We start from the raw sequence: 16,704 nt of genomic DNA on the forward strand, positions 1-16,704 counted from the left end.
TCGCCCCTGCGGCAGGGGACGCAGTGCCAGCAGCTGCCGCCGAACCAGCCGACGGTGACCCGCTCCCCCACCTGCCAGCCCATGTCCTCGGCGCCGTCGCCGAGTTCGTCGATGCGTCCGGCGACCTCGTGCCCGGGGACGAGCGGGAACGGCGTACCGGGCATGCCGGCGGAGACGAAGAGGGCGTCGCTGTGGCAGACCCCGCAGGCCTCCACGGCGATGCGCACGTGGCGGAAGCCCGGTCGGGGCAGCTCGCGTTCGACGATCTCGAAGGATCCGTTCGCGGTGGGTACCTGCGCGACTCGGTAAGTGTTCACGGTGTGACTCCAGGGCCGGCAGCGACTGCCCCCGATGCCGTAGACGATGACTGAGGGTGCGGGCTGCACACGGGGAGTTCGGCTGCGCACCGAACGCCTTCGACCGAGGCCCTGGGCGGCGGCCGGATGCGGGGCGGGCCGGCGTCGCCCGGCGTCACCTCCTCCCGTGTCGCACACAAGAGCGTGACCATCCCACCACCGCTGTGCGACAGCGGCAACACGGAACGGACTGTCGGACGCGTGCCCGCGCGCGGCCCGTGGCCCTCGTGGGCCGCCAAGACCGGACCTTGGTGCGCCATAGAGGTCCCAATAGAAGTGGTTGATCAAGCAACCATCGACCCGTCTGCTCGCTGGCCGGGGGGTAAGGAAGCATCAGTCGCGGCCGTGAATCGTGTTGGACGAACTGGGGATCGCTCAGGCCCTGTGCGGCATCCTGCTTCGTGCTGCACCCCGGGGCCGTCGGAGTACCTGCCCCAGGAACCGGGCTTCAGCTCAGGGATGACCCGCTGACGGCACCTCCAGAGGCTACGACCACGACACGTACCGGCGACACCTGGCAGCCGAAGGGACGCGGCTCGGCGTGCCTGATGGCATCACTCGTCGTCCATCGACCGAAGATGTTCAGTGAAGGCCTCGTCATCTGCGGCACCGAGGGTGCGGATGTAGGTGCACACCAGCACTGTCCGTACCCCACCCGGCGAAGACCACGGGCCCTCACGCACGGCGGACACGACCTCGGCACCTGCCTTGTCTGCGGGCACGAGAGGTGGCGCAGGAGCGGCCACAGCCCGTCCAGGGCATCGTCCGTGAACGGCTCGACGGCGGCGATGGCGGTCATCACCGCGTCAGTGAGGACCCGGGCCTGGTAGTCGCGGTGGCTGCGCCGGTGCTGCCCGGGCAGGCTGAAGGGGCTGAAGGAGACGGCGCGGGCCCGTTCCAGCAGGTCCCGCTCCGCGCGCAGCCGGACCGGTCGGCCGGGATGCGGCGCGCCGCATCCTGCTCGGCCACGTTCTCACTGGTCATCGATGCATCCTCCGTGATCGGGAGTTACACCGAACGATTTGCAGTCCCCTCAGCGATGCCGCGCTCAGGGCTGAGCCCTTCCACAGCTAGGCGGAAGAGGCGGTCGGCCTGGGTCTCGGGGTCCTTGTGGTGCTCGGTGGCCAGGGCGATGCCGACGGCGAGGGTCAGCAGGTCGTGGAAGGTGACGTGCGGTGCAACCGCCTTCTCGCGAATGGCCCGCTGGAGCAGGGGGGTTCCGGCCGCTGCGATTGTGTCGCCACAGGAGTGCGGGGAGGGTTCCTCGACGGGGGGCTCGTAGCTGAGGGTGTTGGCGAATCCGCGGGCTGAGACGGCGTAGTGGACGAGGGCGTGGAGCCACTCCAGGAGGGCGGTGCGGCCGTCCTCGGTCGTACTCAGCCGGTGGGCGCGCTCGCACAGGTCCTTGATGCGCTCCTGGAAGACGGCTTCGAGCAGGGCGCGGCGGGTGGGGAAGTGACGGCGCACGGTCGCCGAACCGACGCCCGCGGTGCGGGCGATCTGCTCCTGGGATGCCTCGGCGCCGTGCGCGGCGACCTCGGTTTTGGCGACGGCGAGGATGCACTGGTAGTTGCGTCGGGCGTCCGAGCGCTGACCGGTCATGATCTCCTCATTGCTAAACGACGGGCCCCGCCATATCTTAGCGGCAGACAAAACGGCGGGCCCCGCCGTTTCCTTTCCCCGGTCCATGAGGAGCAGCAACCATGCCCGTCAACAGCGGTACGGTCCTGGTCACCGGAGCTACCGGCCGGCAAGGCGGGGCCACGGCCCGCGCACTCCTGGCCGCCGAGGTGCCCGTACGTGCACTCGTACGCGATCCGCGGTCGAAGTCCGCCCAAGCGATCGAGGCACTGGGCGCCGAGCTGGTGCGGGCGGATCTCTCCGACCCGGCCTCCCTCGGCCCAGCGGTCGAGGGAGTACGCGCGGTGTTCTCGGTGCAGATGCCGCCCATGACCGAGACCGGCGTGGACTTCGCGGGCGAGCTCGCCCAGGCCACCAACCTGGTGGGCGCGGCGAAGGCTGAAGGAGTACGGCAGTTCGTGCAGTCCTCGACCAGCGGAGTCGGTGAGCACACCCGGGTCGTCGGCTGGGCCGAGGGCCGCTGGGCGGCGATGGCGGACTACTTCCACACCAAGCAGGCGATCATGGAGGCGGTGCGGGGTGCGGGCTTTGCCCGCTGGATGGTGATCAAGCCCGCCTTCTTCATGGAGAACCTGCCCCTGCTGGCACCCGAGGGGCCGCGCGGCGGACTGCTGACGGTACTGAAGCCGGATACCGAACTGGCCCTGGTAGCCGTGCGGGACATCGGAACGGCTGTGGCGCACGCCCTTCGAAACCCCGACCGGTTCCATCAGGTGGAACTGGAACTGGCCGGTGACCTGCGCACGATGGAGCAGATCGCGCAGACCTTGTCCGCCGCCTGGGGCGAGCCCGTGACCGCGCCCTCCATGAGCCTGGCAGAGGCCCTCGATGCGGGTATGCCGGCGTGGGGAGCCGGACACGAGTGGAACAACGCGGTTCTCCAGCCCGCCCGGCCCGAGTTCGCCCAGGAGTTGGGCATCCCGGTCACCACCTTCGCCGAGTGGGCGGAAGAGCAGCTGACGCCCGTGTCCGGCTAGCTAGGGCGTACCCGGCGCTGTGACGCTCGGCATCGCCCGCCGGGGCGGACTGGGGCGAGGAGTTGGAGTAGCCCTGCCCCGTCATCCCCGCCGCGGTGGTTGCAGGATTCGCCGCACCCGCTGGCCAGCCTGCCGCATGCGTGCAGTGATCTGCGGGCTGACGAGCGCGTCTCCGGACCGGGCCACCCGCACCGCCTCGACCAGGGGCGTACGAAATGCTCCGGGAGAACCGAGCAGCGGAGCACGGGGGAAGCCGCGCCGACCGACGCGGCAACGCCGACCAGGGCTCCGCCGTCGGCCTCCACAGGCTGCGCGAGCAGGGTGACCAGCCGGGCGAGCCGGAGGGGGCCGAGACCAGTATGGGCCGGTGATCAGGTAGTCGGTGGTGATTCGGCTGCCCGGCCCTTGGCTGCCGGTCTCGGATGGGCTGGACACCTGGGTGTGGCCCGTCGCCGCGCTCACCCTTCCGCGCGGCTCACTCGCCCTGAGCCCGGTGCAGGCGGCGGGCGTTGGCGCGGCGGGACGGGATGGCCGGGTCGGCGACCGTGCCGGCGGTCCGGGTCCGCGCCGCGGTGGCCCGGACGGGGGCGAGTCGCGCTGCGACCCGGGGCCAGGGCACTGTCTCCGGGGCGGGCGGCGATGTGGAGGTGCGAGACCTGCACGGGGTCCAGATCACCGCCCCAGACGACCATGCCTTCGCAGTCCGCGAGGATGTCTCGCACGATCGCCTCCTGGTGCGGCCAGAGCCTCTCGCTCCCGGCGAGCGGGTAGGCCGTGGGGCGCAGGGCGATCGCCGTGCCGGAGAGGTGGTTGGACTCGAAGTCGGCGCCGACCGTGCGCCGGGTGGTGTGGCCGGTGACACCGCCGCCCTCGCCGGTGTCGAGCGCGGCGATCCCGTAGTGCAGCGCCGGCAGCGTGCAGCAGCACCGCCCCGGCGTCGCCCCGCCGCAGCCCGAGCGAGGCGTCAAACCCCCCATCCGGCCGGCCGGCCGACGTGACAGTGCCCGCAGAGCGCACCTGACCGCTATGGTGACTGACCATGTCACCGATGGCCCGCATCTTGCAGATAGCCCTGATGCTCTCCGGCTTTGCCCTACTCGCCTATGCCGCCCTGTGGGACATGGACGACGCCACAGGGTGGCAGTGCCGAGCTACTGAACTGGGACAGGAGCCGGTGCAGATCTGCGGCACCGAGGACGGCCTGCACACTCCGATCCTCCTCGGTATGGGTGGGATCGCTCTGGAGATCGCGGGCGTTTCCGTCGTGGTGGGGGCCCGCAGGGGACGCTCGGTCGAGGCTTCGCCGTCAGCCGTCCCGGCCTCGTTCGCACCAACTCCCCTTGGTGCGGCGCCCGTCGGCTCAGCGCCCTTCGGATCAGGGCAAACACCCCCTGCCCCCGCTGCTCCCCCCAACCCGTGGCCTGCCCAGGCGCCTCGACAGGCTGGGCCCGGACAGCACTGACGGAAGCCGCTACGCCGGAGGCCTGCTCGACGACCGGCGGCGGACGCCTACCCCGGCGCCCGTCCGGCGCGTCGAAGGCGGCCCGCACCTCCGGAGTGGATCGTGGAACTCGGCATCGGTGAAGGGCGCCTGCCCCTGCAGCTTCACCGGCCGCCCCGCGACCAACTTCGGCCCCGGCTCCGGCAACAACGGCTCGATCAGCGACCATAGTTCGTCCGACACGATCCACGGATGAGAGTTCCTCTTCCCCACGAACCTGCGTTCCTGCGGCCAGGGGTACGTCGAGGTTCGGTCGCCGAACAGGGAGTTCCCGGTGCTGATCCTGGCCTTCCAGCGAGCCTGGCACGACGTCGTCGGTCTCCTCACCGAATGCCTGACCCCAGCGGAATGACACCGTCGCCCACCACGCTTCCGAACCGCAAGCCAGGGCCGCCCCTCCGCCTCACTCCCCCTCCGCCTCACTCCCCCGCGTGTCGAACGCGACGAACCTCAGCTCCGAGGTGTAGCGGTGGCCCTCGTCGTCCGTGAGCCAGGTCTGTTCCGGGGTCGGGAGCATTTCCGTGAACGTCGCCGTGGCCGACGGGTCCTTGCGGGCGAGTCGGCGCAGGGCCTTGGCCAGGATGGTGACGTAGACCGGGCTGTCGAAGTCGACGTAGAACGGACGGGACTCCGTCGGGGAGACGACGAACACGAAGCGGGGCAGGCCGAGGCGGGTGCGCCAGTGGCGGGCCCGTACGAAGCGCCGGGCCTCGTCCTTGTCGTCGGCGAACGCGGCCTTAGCGGCGGGCAGTTGCCAGGCCTCGCGGGCGATGACCAGGCGGTCGACCGTGACCCGGGGTGTGTGGGCGGCCGGCCGCAGCGGCTGGAAGAGGTCCATCGACAGCGTGGTCAGGACGTGGGAGAAGACGTCGATCACGGGGAAGACCGCGCCGTCGGGCAGCCGGACCACGAGGGCGCCGTCCCGTTCCTCGACCAGCGCGTCGGCGCTGCGGACGGCGCGGGGGCGAGCCGGGTCGGCCGTGAAGTCGGTGAGGGCGACCTGGTAGTCCTCCGGGCGTACCAGCGTGTGCCGGACGCGGGCGGAGAGCCGGGCCCGGTGCTCCTTGGGGATGAGCGGCATCAGTCGGGGGCCGGGGTGGTCCTGGTCGGTCAGGGCGAACAGCTCGTCGACGTCCGGGTGTTGATGGGTGAAGAGCGAGGCGCCCAAGGTGTTGGCGGCCAGGTGGAGTTCGCCGAGGACCAGGGTGAGGTCACCGCGCGCGGCGGCCTCGGGGCCGTCGGCGGCCATCATGACGTCCGGGCTGAGACAGCGGGCCGCCGTCCAGCCCCCGCCGCCCTCGAACTCCCGCCGCACGGACTCTTCGATGTCGACGGCCCGCCGCGTGACCCTGCGCGTGTCTTCCGGGACCGCGAGGATCCGCTGCCAGCGCTCGGCGAACTCTCGCTGCAACTCGCTCGCCGCCGTACGGGCGGTGCCGTGCAGCACGGGCAGGCACGCGAACCAGAAGGAGGCCAGGTCGACCGGGTCGCCGCCGGCGGCGAGGCGGTGGTGCACCGTGCGGATCTCGGTCTCCACGACGGCGGCCAGCCGGGCGGTGAGCCAGCTCGCGCTGTCCATCAGCAGGCGCAGCGGGGACAGTGCCTCCACGACGGCCGGGCCGAGGCGCGCCGTGGCCGAGCGCCGGGTGTCGCTGTAGACGAGGGCGCGGCAGGGGGCGGTGGAGGCCGACTTCTCGCGGGTCGCGGCCGTGTCGGTGAGTGCGGTGAAGTCGCGTTCGAGGTCTTGGAGTGCGGTGAGGAGTGTGGTCTCGTCGGTGGCCGCCGCCACCTTCGCCCTGCCCCGCTCCAGGAGGTCGAGGGCGTCCAGGCCGCGTCGCCTGAGGTCCGGGTCGCCGACGGTCGACAGCCAGTCGCGCAGGGCGCGTTCGGGGTGGGTGCCGGCCGGGACCTCCAGTCGCCAGGTCACCCAGCGGCGGGCCACCAGGTCGTGCAGCGTCCGGGCCACGTCGGTGCCGGGGAGGTCGGCGGCGATGTCGCGGGCCGGACGCACGCCGTCGCAGCGGGCGAGGACTGCTGCCTCGGAGTCGGACACCGTGGTCGGACGGCGGCCGGGCACGCGTGCCTCGTTCCCGTTCAGCACGACGAACGGGACCGGTCTCGGGGCGATCCACTCGCGCAGCGCCGGGTCCGCGTCCAGCGTCCTGGCCACCGCGTCGATGCCCCAGCTCGCCCAGTAGACGGTGGAGTCGGCGATCAGTCCGGTACCCGGGTCGATGTGTGCGCCGGACGCCTCGGGGTCCCAGCGGCCCCAGCCGACGGGGCCGAAGAAGCCGATGGTGTCGTTCTTCACGCAGAGCCGCTGCCAGTAGTGCGCGACGAGCTCCTCGCGCTGGCGGGGCATGCTGCTGCGCTTGTCGGTGTCGGGGTTCCAGCGCAGGAACGGCGCGATGCCGGAGTCGAGCAGCGGGCGGTTCTGCCAGGCCAGGGCCTCGCGGAACGCCGGGGTGCGGGCGATGTTCTGGAGGACGTGCGCGGTCTGCACGGCGGCGGTGCCCAGTTCGGCTGCGAAGGCTTCCCAGTCGGGGCCGGACAACGGGGTGTCGGGGGTGAACTTGTCGGCGGCCTCGGCGAGTCCGGGCGGGGCGAGGCGGAGCACGCCGTCGGCCGGGAAGCCGGGCCCGCGCAGCGCGAACTGGTTCCACAGGCGCCATCTGCCGAGGTACGGCACGAGGTCTTCGGACATGACGGCACTCCTTTGACGCGTTACGGGACGAGGGAGGTGTGGTCGTGTAAGGGGCGTGTGTGGTGGGTCCTGAGGTGTCGGTCGGTGCCTGTGTCCGGCAGGGTTGGCGGGCGGCCCAGGTGCCTGCGCCTGTCGGGCGACGTCAGGGCGGCGCAGGCACCGCGGGGCCCGCCGCGCCGGCCCTCCTCTCAGTCGCGGCCGAAGTCCGCGTCGATTACCTCGGCGATGTCGCGCGGGGTGGGGTAGGCGAAGACCAGGGAGACCGGGATGTCGTCGCAGCCCAGGGTCTCCTGGAGGCGACCGGTGACCTGAAAGGCCGCCAGGGAGTCGCCGCCGGCCTCGTAGAAGTCGGTGTCCGCGGTGAGGCCGGGATAGCCGAGGACGTCGCGGAAGATGTCGACGAGCAGGTCGAGGGTGCTGACGGCGGTGGCGGAGTTCTGGGTCATGGCGTGTCCTTCCGGAGGGTGGTGGTTGCGGTGAGGGTGTGGAGTCGGGCGGTGGTGTTGCCGCCGGAGACGACGGCCACGGCGGTTTCGCGGCGCCGGGCGGCCCGCAGGGCTCCGGCGAGGGCGACGGCGCCGCTGGGTTCGGCTTCGACGCCGTGGCGGTGCAGCAGAGCCGCCGCGGCGAGGATCTCGGCCTCGCCGACGGCGACGAGGTCGTCGACCCGGTCGCGGATGATCGGGTAGGTGAAGTGGCCGGGCCGCTGCCCGCGCAGGCCGTCGGCGACGGTCCGGGTCGGCGGCAGCTGGAGCGGGTGTCCGGCGGCCAGGGAGCGGGCGTAGCGCGGGGTGAGCGCGGGTTCGACGCCGACGACGCGGACGGGGTGTCCGGCGGCGGCGAGGCAGACGCCGGCCAGGAGGCCGCCGCCGCCGACGGGGACGTAGACCGTGTCGGTGTCGGGGGCGTCGGTGAGGACTTCGGCGCCGACCGTGCCCTGGCCGGCGATCACCAGGGGGTGGTCGGAGGAGGGGACGAGGGCGGCGCCGGTCGTCTCGGCGATCGTCCGGGCACGTTCCTCGCGTTCGGCCACTCCCCCGCCGGCCTGGACGACCCGTGCGCCCAGGGCGCGGATGGCGGCGGCCTTGGCGGGGGCCGCGCCGGCGGCCAGGACGACGGTCAGGTCCAGGCCGAGGGTGCGGGCGATGCGGGCGAGGGCGATGCCGTGGTTGCCGGAGGAACCGGTGACGAGGCGGTCGGCGGCGAGGGCGAGGACGGCGTTGGCGGCGCCGCGTGCTTTGAAGGAGCCGCCGGTCTGGAGGTGTTCGGCCTTCAGGAGCAGGCCTGGACCGCAGACGGTGGTCGTCGGGCCGGGCAGCAGGGGCGTGCGCACGGTGTACGGGGCGATGCGGGCGGCGGCGACGGCGAGGTCGGCGGGCCCGTGGACGTCGAGCGCGGGCTGCGGGACGGCGGCCGGCGTGGCCGGACGGACCGTGGTCGTCGGGCGGACTGTGGCGGCCGGGCGGCCCGTCGTGGTCGGGCGGCCCGTCGTGGTCGGGCGGCCCGTCGTGGTCGGGCGGCCCGTCGTGGTCGGTGCGCTCATGCGGTGCTCCCTGCGACCAGGCGTCCGCGGTCCGCCTTGCCCCCACGGGTGGTGGGCAGGGCCGTGTGGCGCAGGAAGCGGCGCGGCATCAGGTGCGGGGGCAGGGTGCGGGCCAGGTGGCGGCGCAGGGCGGCGTCCGGCGTCGTGTGGTCGCCGGTGACGTGGGCGGCCAGGTACACGCGGCCCCGGTCGTCGGTGTGCGGGGTGACGACGGCTCCGCTCACGGCGGGGTGGGTGAGCAGCGCGCCCTCCACCTCGGCGGGGTCCACGCGGTAGCCGCGGATCTTGATCTGGCGGTCGCCGCGGCCTTCGTAGCACAGCCCCTGCGGGGTCCACCGGCCCAGGTCGCCGGTGCGGTACATACGGGAGCCGGGCGGACCGTAGGGGTCGGGGAGGAACGCGGCCGCCGTGCGGGCCGGGAGCCCTCCGTACCCGCGGGCCAGGCCCGTGCCGCCGATGTAGACCTCGCCCACGGTTCCGTCGGGGACGGGGGTCAGGTCGGGGCCGAGGACGCGGACGGTGGCGCCGGTCCGGGGCAGGCCGACCACGTCGTGGGCCGGGTCGGGGTCCGCCGGGACGTCGTGGCGGGTGGTCGTCATGGTGCATTCGGTCGGCCCGTACTGGTTGACCAGCCGGCCCGGGACGAGGGACCGGCCGCCCGCGGTGAGGAAAGGCCGCAGGGACTCGCCGCTGGACGCGACGAGGGTGACGCCGGCCAGCGGGTCGGGCAGGTCGCGCTGTCCGGCGAGGTGGGTGAGGAAGGAAGGGGTGACGCTGAGCAGGGCGGTGACGCCGTGCTCGCGCACCGTGCGGGCGAAATCGGCGGGGCGGAGCAGCCGCGCGCGCTCCACGAGGACGAGGCGGGCCCCGGCCAGCAGGGGTGCGAAGGTGTCACGGATCGAGGCGTCGTAGCCGAGCGGGGCGGTCTGCAGGGCGACGGTGTCCTGGCCGAGCCCGAAGGCGCGGGCGGTGTCGCGGAGGTAGGTGTCGAGGGCCTGGTGCTCGACGAACACGGGACTCGGCTCGCCGGTGCTGCCGGAGGTGTGGCTGACGTAGGCGAGGGCGTGGGGGTCGACGGCCGGGGACGCGGAGGTGTCGGCGACCGTCGGGTGCCACGCGTCGGCGGCCGTCACGTCCGGGGCATCGGGGCCCGGCGCATCCAGCTCCATCACGGGCGTGCCGAGGTCGAGGGTGGCTGCGTGGGCCGTCGTGGTCAGCAGGAGGCGGGCGCCGGCGCTGCGGACGAAGGAGGCCAGCCGGTCCCGGGGCTGGGTGACGTCCAGCGTGAGGAAGGCGGCGCCGCAGCGCAGGACGGCCGTCATGGCCGCGACGGCGTCCGGGCCGTGTTCCACGGCGACGGCGCAGACGGTCTCCGGGCGTACCCCGTGGGCGCGCAGCAGCCGGGTCACCTCCCGCGTCCGCCGGTCGAGCTGCCCGTGGGTGACGGGCCCGTCCGGGGTGTCCAGGGCGATCCGGTCCGGGTGCCGTGCGGCGTGTTCGGCGAGGTCGTCGGCGAGGGTGCGCATCATTGGTCCCCCTCGGCGGTGACAGTCTGGTCGACGGCGACGAAGCGGAGTTCGGAGGTGTAGCGCCGGCCGTCGGTGTCGGTGAGCCAGGCCTGTTCGGGGGTGGGGAGCATCTCGCTGACCTTCAGCCGGGCGTCCGGGTCGGTACGGGCGAGGCGGCGGGCGGCCTTGGCGAGGATGGTGGTGTAGACGGGGCTGTCGAAGTCGACGTAGAACGGGCGGGGTTCGGTCGGGGAGACGACGAAGACGAAGCGCGGCAGGTCGTGGCGGCGCTGCCAGTGGCGGGCGCGGACGAAGCGCGCGGCCTCGGACTTCTCGTCGGCGAAGTCGAGTTCCGCGACAGGCAGTTGCCAGGTCTCGCGGGCCAGGATCATGCGGTCGACGCTGATGCGGGGGGTGTGGTCGCCCTCGGGGCGCAGGGTGAAGCGGTCCATCACGCGCTGGGTGAGGGTGTTGGCGTAGGCGTCGAGGAGGTCGTAGCGGGTGCCGTCGGGGAGCAGGACGGTCAGCCTGCCGTCGACGTCCTCCACCGGGACGTCGGCGCCGAGCGCGGTGCGGGGGCGGTGCGGGTCTCCGGTCTGGTCGACCAGCGCCACGTAGTGGTCCTGGTCGCGGTCGAGGGAGGGGCGGCTGCGGGTGGACCACTTCAGCGGCAGTTCCTTGGCGAGCATGGGCAGCAGCCGGGGGCCGGGGAAGTCGCGGCTGGTCTCGGCGATCAGCTCGTCGCGGTCGGGGTGCTGGTGGACGAAGAGGGAGGCGCCCATGGTGTTGAGGGCGCTGTGCATCTCGCCCAGGACCAGTTCCACGTCCCCGCGGGCCAGCGCCGCCTCGTCCTCGGCGACGACGAGGACGTCGGGGCTGAAGTAGCGGGCGAGCGACCAGCCGTCGCCGGGCTCCTCGAACTCCTCACGGACGCGGGCGGCGAGTTCGGCGGTGGTCAGCCGGACGCGGCGGGCGCCGGGCGGGATATCGAGCAACCGGGCCCATTTGGCGCGCAGTTCGCCCTGGACGGCGTCGATGAGGGCGCCGGCCTCGGGGTGCGGGGAGGGCAGGGTGTGCAGCCACAGGGCGGCGAGGTCGACGGGGCCGTCGGCGGCGAGCCGGTCGTACACGGCGCGCAGCCGGGCACGGATGCCGTCGGCGAAGCGGTTGGTCATCCAGCGGGCGGCGGTCAGGCACAGCTGGAGGGGTTCCAGGTGGGCGAGCAGGCCGGGCCCGGCGGTGGCGGTGGCGGCGCGGCGGGTGTCGGAGTAGACGAGTCCGCGGCAGGGGGCGGTCCGGGCGCCCTTGGCGCGCTGGGCCTCGGCGTCGGTGAGGGTGGCGAAGTCGGCTTCCAGGGCGCCGATGGCGCAGGTCAGCGCCTCGGCGTCGTCGCCCGCGCCGGCGACGGCGTCGCGCCCGCGCTCCAGGACGGCGAGCTTGGCGAGGGCGCGGTCGCGGGCCTCCTCGTCGGGGACCCGTTCCACGATGGCGCGCAGGGCGCGGTCGGGGTGGGTGGCCGCGGGCACCTCCAGACGCCAGTGGACCCAGCGCCGGCGGACCAAGTCCCGGACCACGGCTTCGGTTTCGTCCTCGGTGAGGTCGCGGGCGGCGGCGATCTCCGGCACCGGGCGGGTTCCGTCGCAGAGCTCCAGGACGGCCGCCTCGCGGTCCGTCATCTGCTGCGCGGGCCGTCCGGGCACGCGCACGGTGGTGCCGTCGGTGCGGACGAGGGAGACGCGGCGCGGCGGGATCCAGCGCATCAGCGCGGGGTCCTCGGCGAGCACCTTGGCCAGGGCGTCGATCGCCCAGCCGGAGAAGTACACGGCGCTCGCGGCGAGGAAGGTGTCTCCGGCGCGGGTGGCGACGGCGTCGGTCGCGGCAAGGTCCCAGCGGCCCCAGCCGACGGGGCCGAAGAAGCCGATGGTGTCGTTCTTCACGCAGAACCGCTGCCAGTAGTGCGCGACGAGCTCCTCGCGCTGGCGGGGCATGCTGCTGCGCTTGTCGGTGTCGGGGTCCCAGCGCAGGAACGGCGCGATGCCGGTGCGCAGCACGGCCGGGTTCTGCCAGGCCAGGGCCGCCTGGAAGCGGGGCCGGGCGGCGACCTCCTGGAGGTGGCGGGCGGTGTCCACGGCGGCGGCGGCCAGCTCCTCGGTGAATCCGTCCCACTCGGGGCCGGTGAGCGGGGCGCCGGGTGTGAACTTGTCGGCCGCCTCGGCCAGTCCGGGAGGGGCGAGGCGCAGCACGCCGTCGGCCGGGAAGCCCGGACCGCGCAGCGCGAACTGTTCCCACAGCCGCCAGCCTCCGCCCGGCAGCAGGACAGGTGCGTGCTCGTCCGACATCGCGTGCTCCTTCCGGAAAGGGGGTGCGGGGAGGCGACCGGCCCCGGGGCGGACGGTGGTCCGCCCCGGGTTCGCCGGGTTCTCCGGCCGGACAGCACGGTCCCGCGCGGCGGGGGCGGGCCGACAGAGAAGATCCGGCAGCAACAGGTGCCGCGGGGTCGGCGTGTTCGTCCCTGACCTCGGTGTGCGGGCCCGGTGCACGCTGTCGGCGTCGGCCGTGACCTGCGGCCGGCCCCATCACCCGCGGGAGGTTCACCGTGACGCAACCCGACTTCGCGAACGGCGCGGACGCCGAGGAGGCCCGCCCGGACACCGACGAGGAGTACCTCGTGGTGCGCAACGACGAGGAGCAGTACTCGATCTGGCGGGCGGACCGTGAGCTGCCCGCGGGCTGGTACCCGGAGGGGGTGCGCGGCGGCCGGCAGGCGTGCCTGGACCACATCGGCGTGATCTGGACGGACATGCGTCCGCTGAGCCTGCGCCGGCGGCTGGCCGGGGCAGATGCCTGAGGGGCTCCCGGGCAGGCTCCCGGGACCCTCGGCCCACGACCCGCCACCAGGGGCCCTGACTCCCGGCGCCGCGACGCCAGGAGTCCAGCCGGCACGAGTCCCGGCGCCGGGCGCCGCGCCACCGGGAGCGCCGCTGTCCGGGTCCGGCGCGCCGCCGGTGCTGCCGCAGCGGCTGTGTCCGGCGGTGCTGGACCTGTCGGGACTGCGGGACGGACGCGCCGCGCGGGGCCCGCGGGCCCTGCGGGCCCCGGTGGAGCTGTATCTGGCCCGGGTCGCGGAGCAGGACGCGCAGACCCTGCGGTACGCCCGCGAGGTCCTCGACGCGGAGGAGCGGGCCCGTGCCCGCGCCTTCCGGTACGGCCGGGACCGCGACGCCTACGTGGTCGCCCACGCGGCGCTGCGGAACGTGCTGAGCGTCGTGACGGGGGTGCGGGCCGACGCGCTGGCGCTGACCCGTGAGCCCTGCGCGGGCTGCGGCGGGCCGCACGGGCGGCCGGTGCTGTCCGCGTCGGGGGTGCACTTCTCCCTGTCGCACAGCGGCGGTCTGGTGCTGGTGGCGCTCGCGCCGGCGCCGGTCGGGGTCGACGTGGAGGAGCTGGCCACCGTCAAGGTCATGCTCAGCGCGCAGTCGGCGCTGCACCGGGCGGAGGCGGACGAGCTGGCGCGACTGCCCGCCTACGGCAGGCCGGCGGCGTTCACCCGCGCCTGGGTGCGCAAAGAGGCCTACCTCAAGGGTCTGGGCACGGGCCTGGTGCGCAACCCCGCGCTCGACTACCTGGGCACGGGTCCGGCGCCCGCGGACCCGGCGCCGGGCTGGGCGGTGCGCGACGTCCTGGTGCCCTCCGGCTATGCGGCCGCGGTGGGACTGCGCACGTGCTGACCGCGCACGGCAGCGCGGCGGGGGAACGGGCAACTCCGTTCCCCCGCCGCGCTGTTGGCGTTTCGTCGGAGCCGTGCGCAAACGCCCGGGCGCTGCGCCCCGAGAGGTCCGGCCCGCGCGCCGCCTTCACGAACAACGCACGCCTTCCACCGTGGCGACCAGGATACGATCACGCCCGTGACAGCGCCCGAACCCACCATCGTCGCCACCTCAGGCGGCTTCCGCCCCGGCCGACGTACGCGGGTGCTCTTCGACGCCCTGGTGCACCACGCGGTCGACCTCTCCGGCGTGCACGGCCGACGGCCGCGTGTCCTCCACGTGGGGACGGCGGCGGGCGACGCCGAGATGGTCGCGGCACGGGTCTCCGAGGCGGCCCGGGTGGCGGGCTACGACCTCACTCCGCTCCAGCTGTTTCCCATGCCCAACGTCGAGGACGTCGAGGCCACGGTGCTCGACCACGACGTGGTGTGGGTGGGGGGCGGTTCGGTGGCCAACCTGCTCGCGGTGTGGCGGGTCCACGGCCTGGACGCGATCATGCGGCGCGCCTGGCGGTCCGGGGTGGTGCTCGCCGGGGTGAGCGCCGGCTCCATCTGCTGGTACCAGGGCGGGACCACCGACTCCTTCGGCCCCGACCTGCGCGCCGTCACCGACGGACTCGCGCTGCTCCCCTACGGCAACGGCGTGCACTACGACTCCGACGAGGGCCGCCGCCCGCTGCTCCACCGGCTGGTCGCCGACGGCACGTTCACCGAGGCCCACTGCACCGACGACGGGGTGGGCCTGGTCTACCGCGGCACCCGACTCGTCGAGGCCGTGGCGGAGTTGCCGCGCAAGGCGGCGTATGTGGTGCGGCGGGAGGACGGCCGGGCCGTGGAGGAGCGGATCGAGCCGCGTCTGCTTCCGTCGGCGTGACCCCGGCCCCGTACCGGCCACCGCCGCTCGCACGACCGCGCGGGGCGACGGGTGACCGGCCCCCGGCGCCCCCGCACCGGGTCCGCGCGGTCCCGTGCCCCGCGTCGTGAGCGCCCCCGTCCCCCGACGGGGTTCGGAGACCGGGATCGGACCGGGATCAGACCAGGCCCTGGCGTACCGCGTGGGCGACCGCGTGGGCGCGGTTGCGGGCCTGGAGCCGGGTCATCAGCTCGTAGATGACGTTCTTGACGGTGTGTTCGGAACAGCCGAGGAGCAGCGCGATGTCCGCGTTGCCGTGGCCCTCGGCCATGAGCCGCAGGACGGACGTCTGCCGTGCGGTCAGGGCCGACGGTCTCCGGCGGGTCGGACCGTCCGCACGGCCCCTGGTGCTCAGCGCTCCGGACAACTCCGGGTAGGGGATGCTCGGATGGGGGTACGCGGCCCGGTGGACGGCCCTGAGCAGGCTCTCCTCGTCCAGTTCGGCCGCGCCGATGACGACCGCTCCGGCGCGCAGGATCCGCCGCCGGTCTTCGGGGGCGACGCTGTCGCAGACGAACAGGACGGGCCCGTGCGGGCGCGGCGCGCGCAGCGCCTGGTCCGCGTCGGCGGCGACGATCACGGTGACCGTGGCGCAGGGGGCCGGCTCGTCGGCGGCGGACCGGAGTCCGGCGCGTTCGGCGAGCGCGCGGACCCGTTCCGCGCGCGGCGCCGGCACGACCCGCACCACGACGGCGGGGGTGGTCGTGACCGTGGCGCCGGAAGACGTCGGGGTGACGGGCGACGCCGTCAGGGTGGCGGTCACAGCAGGCCCGCCCGGAGCGCGTAGGCGACCGCGTGGGCGCGGTTGCGCAGCCGGAAGCGCTGGGTGATGTCGTGCACGACGGTGGTGACGGTGCGGGGCGAGTAGGCGAGCCGCTGGGCGATCTCCGCCGTCTCGTGGCCGTCGGCCACCAGGCGCAGCACCGACCGTTCCCGCTCGGACAGCAAGCCCTCGCTCCAGCCGCCGCCGGAGCCGCGCACGGGAGCTTCCGGTTGGTCCAGCAGCTCCTCCAGCAGGCCGGGTGGCAGGGTGCAGTCGTCGCGCGCGGCCGCCAGCACCGCGTGGGCGAGGCGGGAGGCGTCGGCCTCGCGGCGCAGCAGCAGGCCGCGGGCGCCGGCGGCAAGGGCATGCAGGACGTCTCCGGAGGCGAGGGCGCCCGCGACCAGGACGACGGCGGGGCGGTGGGGCTGGGTGCGGGTGGCACGCACCGTGTCCAGCTCGGCGGGGCCGAGGCGGTCGACGGTGAGGACGGCGACCCGCGCGTCGGCGGGCTCGCACACGGTCAGTTCGGGCCGGACGAGCAGGGTCGCGCGGATGCCTGCCTCCAGCACCGGGTCGAGTGCGACCACACTGACAGGTACGGGTGCTCCCATCTGCTGCTCCTTGGAGGTTCGTGCGCCCCTTCGACTGAGCGGGCGGTCTGGCGTGGGGACTGGGGAACACCGTGCCGTCCCCGTGACCGCCGGGGCATCGGTAGACGGACCCCACATTTGCGCGCCGGGCGCCCCCGGGTCGTGGGGGTGGGGCGGGCGGCCGGGCGGGGGCGACGGCCCGGTGGGGGCCCAGCAGCGGCGCCGACCGGCCCTCCGGGGCGGGCATGGGGGACCCGCGCCCCTCCGGGTACCCGTCCCGTGCCCGCACGGCCCGTCGCGTCCGCGGGCCGCGCGTCACGCGGGCCCGTAGGGGGATGCCCTCCCCTCCGCGGTCTTCTCGTGCCGTCCCCCGTGCCCCCGCCCGTGGGGAGGGGGCCGGGGAGAATATGGGGGACGGTTACCCATGTGGGGGGCGCGGGAG

At 74.1% G+C, this 16,704-nt stretch carries 14 protein-coding genes; 4 read left to right on the forward strand and 10 right to left on the reverse strand.

Annotated features, from left to right (window positions below; all coding sequences use genetic code 11):
- Both B100_RS34555 and B100_RS0131855 read right to left on the reverse strand, forming a co-directional pair.
- A partial coding sequence (locus tag B100_RS34555; RefSeq protein WP_037723915.1) for an alcohol dehydrogenase catalytic domain-containing protein occupies window positions 1-317 on the reverse strand: 317 nt, incomplete at its 3' end.
- A 1,047-nt stretch (window positions 318-1,364) separates the two neighbouring features.
- Window positions 1,365-1,958 carry a TetR/AcrR family transcriptional regulator gene (locus B100_RS0131855; protein ID WP_024888409.1) on the reverse strand — a complete coding sequence of 198 codons (594 nt, stop codon included), beginning with the start codon at window positions 1,956-1,958 and terminating at the stop codon, window positions 1,365-1,367.
- Window positions 1,959-2,059: 101 nt separating this feature from the next.
- On the opposite strand from B100_RS0131855, the gene B100_RS0131860 reads away from it, so the two are divergent.
- Window positions 2,060-2,974, forward strand: a complete 915-nt coding sequence (locus B100_RS0131860) for an NmrA/HSCARG family protein (protein WP_024888410.1) — start codon at window positions 2,060-2,062, stop codon at window positions 2,972-2,974.
- A 458-nt stretch (window positions 2,975-3,432) separates the two neighbouring features.
- Here B100_RS0131860 and B100_RS34560 read toward each other — a convergent pair whose 3' ends face one another.
- From B100_RS34560 to B100_RS0131895, 6 genes are all read right to left on the reverse strand, one after another.
- A complete protein-coding gene (locus B100_RS34560; RefSeq protein ID WP_051490109.1) occupies window positions 3,433-3,942 on the reverse strand; it encodes a hypothetical protein in 510 nt (169 codons plus the stop codon).
- A 936-nt stretch (window positions 3,943-4,878) separates the two neighbouring features.
- Window positions 4,879-7,179 (reverse strand): lantibiotic dehydratase, encoded by a 2,301-nt coding sequence (locus B100_RS0131875; protein ID WP_024888411.1) that lies wholly within the window; start codon window positions 7,177-7,179, stop codon window positions 4,879-4,881.
- A gap of 188 nt (window positions 7,180-7,367) precedes the next feature.
- Entirely contained in the window at window positions 7,368-7,625 is a 258-nt protein-coding gene (locus tag B100_RS0131880) for an acyl carrier protein (RefSeq protein ID WP_024888412.1), read from the reverse strand.
- On the reverse strand, window positions 7,622-8,722 hold the full coding sequence (locus tag B100_RS0131885) for a pyridoxal-phosphate dependent enzyme (RefSeq protein WP_024888413.1): 1,101 nt from the start codon (window positions 8,720-8,722) through the stop codon (window positions 7,622-7,624). The genes B100_RS0131880 and B100_RS0131885 overlap by 4 nt, the downstream gene beginning before the upstream one ends.
- Entirely contained in the window at window positions 8,719-10,251 is a 1,533-nt protein-coding gene (locus tag B100_RS0131890) for an amino acid adenylation domain-containing protein (RefSeq protein ID WP_486585751.1), read from the reverse strand. Before B100_RS0131890 ends, B100_RS0131885 begins: the two co-directional genes overlap by 4 nt.
- The gene (locus tag B100_RS0131895; protein ID WP_024888415.1) at window positions 10,248-12,569 is read right to left on the reverse strand and encodes a lantibiotic dehydratase; all 2,322 of its coding nucleotides are present in this window, start codon (window positions 12,567-12,569) and stop codon (window positions 10,248-10,250) included. Before B100_RS0131895 ends, B100_RS0131890 begins: the two co-directional genes overlap by 4 nt.
- Before the next feature lie 257 nt (window positions 12,570-12,826).
- Between B100_RS0131895 and B100_RS34570 the strand changes: the two genes are divergently transcribed.
- From B100_RS34570 to B100_RS0131910, 3 genes are all read left to right on the forward strand, one after another.
- Window positions 12,827-13,078, forward strand: a complete 252-nt coding sequence (locus B100_RS34570; RefSeq protein WP_024888416.1) for an MbtH family protein — start codon at window positions 12,827-12,829, stop codon at window positions 13,076-13,078.
- Between the two features lie 184 nt (window positions 13,079-13,262).
- Window positions 13,263-13,958, forward strand: a complete 696-nt coding sequence (locus B100_RS0131905; protein ID WP_158686767.1) for a 4'-phosphopantetheinyl transferase family protein — start codon at window positions 13,263-13,265, stop codon at window positions 13,956-13,958.
- Window positions 13,959-14,135: 177 nt separating this feature from the next.
- Window positions 14,136-14,870: a Type 1 glutamine amidotransferase-like domain-containing protein gene (locus B100_RS0131910; RefSeq protein ID WP_024888418.1), complete on the forward strand. Its 735-nt coding sequence runs from the start codon at window positions 14,136-14,138 to the stop codon at window positions 14,868-14,870.
- A gap of 157 nt (window positions 14,871-15,027) precedes the next feature.
- On the opposite strand, the gene B100_RS37880 is transcribed toward B100_RS0131910, so the two are convergent.
- Window positions 15,028-15,672: a LuxR family transcriptional regulator gene (locus B100_RS37880; RefSeq protein WP_051490110.1), complete on the reverse strand. Its 645-nt coding sequence runs from the start codon at window positions 15,670-15,672 to the stop codon at window positions 15,028-15,030.
- Window positions 15,669-16,283 (reverse strand): response regulator transcription factor, encoded by a 615-nt coding sequence (locus B100_RS0131920; RefSeq protein WP_024888420.1) that lies wholly within the window; start codon window positions 16,281-16,283, stop codon window positions 15,669-15,671. Before B100_RS0131920 ends, B100_RS37880 begins: the two co-directional genes overlap by 4 nt.
- Window positions 16,284-16,704: the final 421 nt, after the last annotated feature.

It is taken from the genome of Streptomyces sp. CNH189 (genome assembly GCF_000527195.1).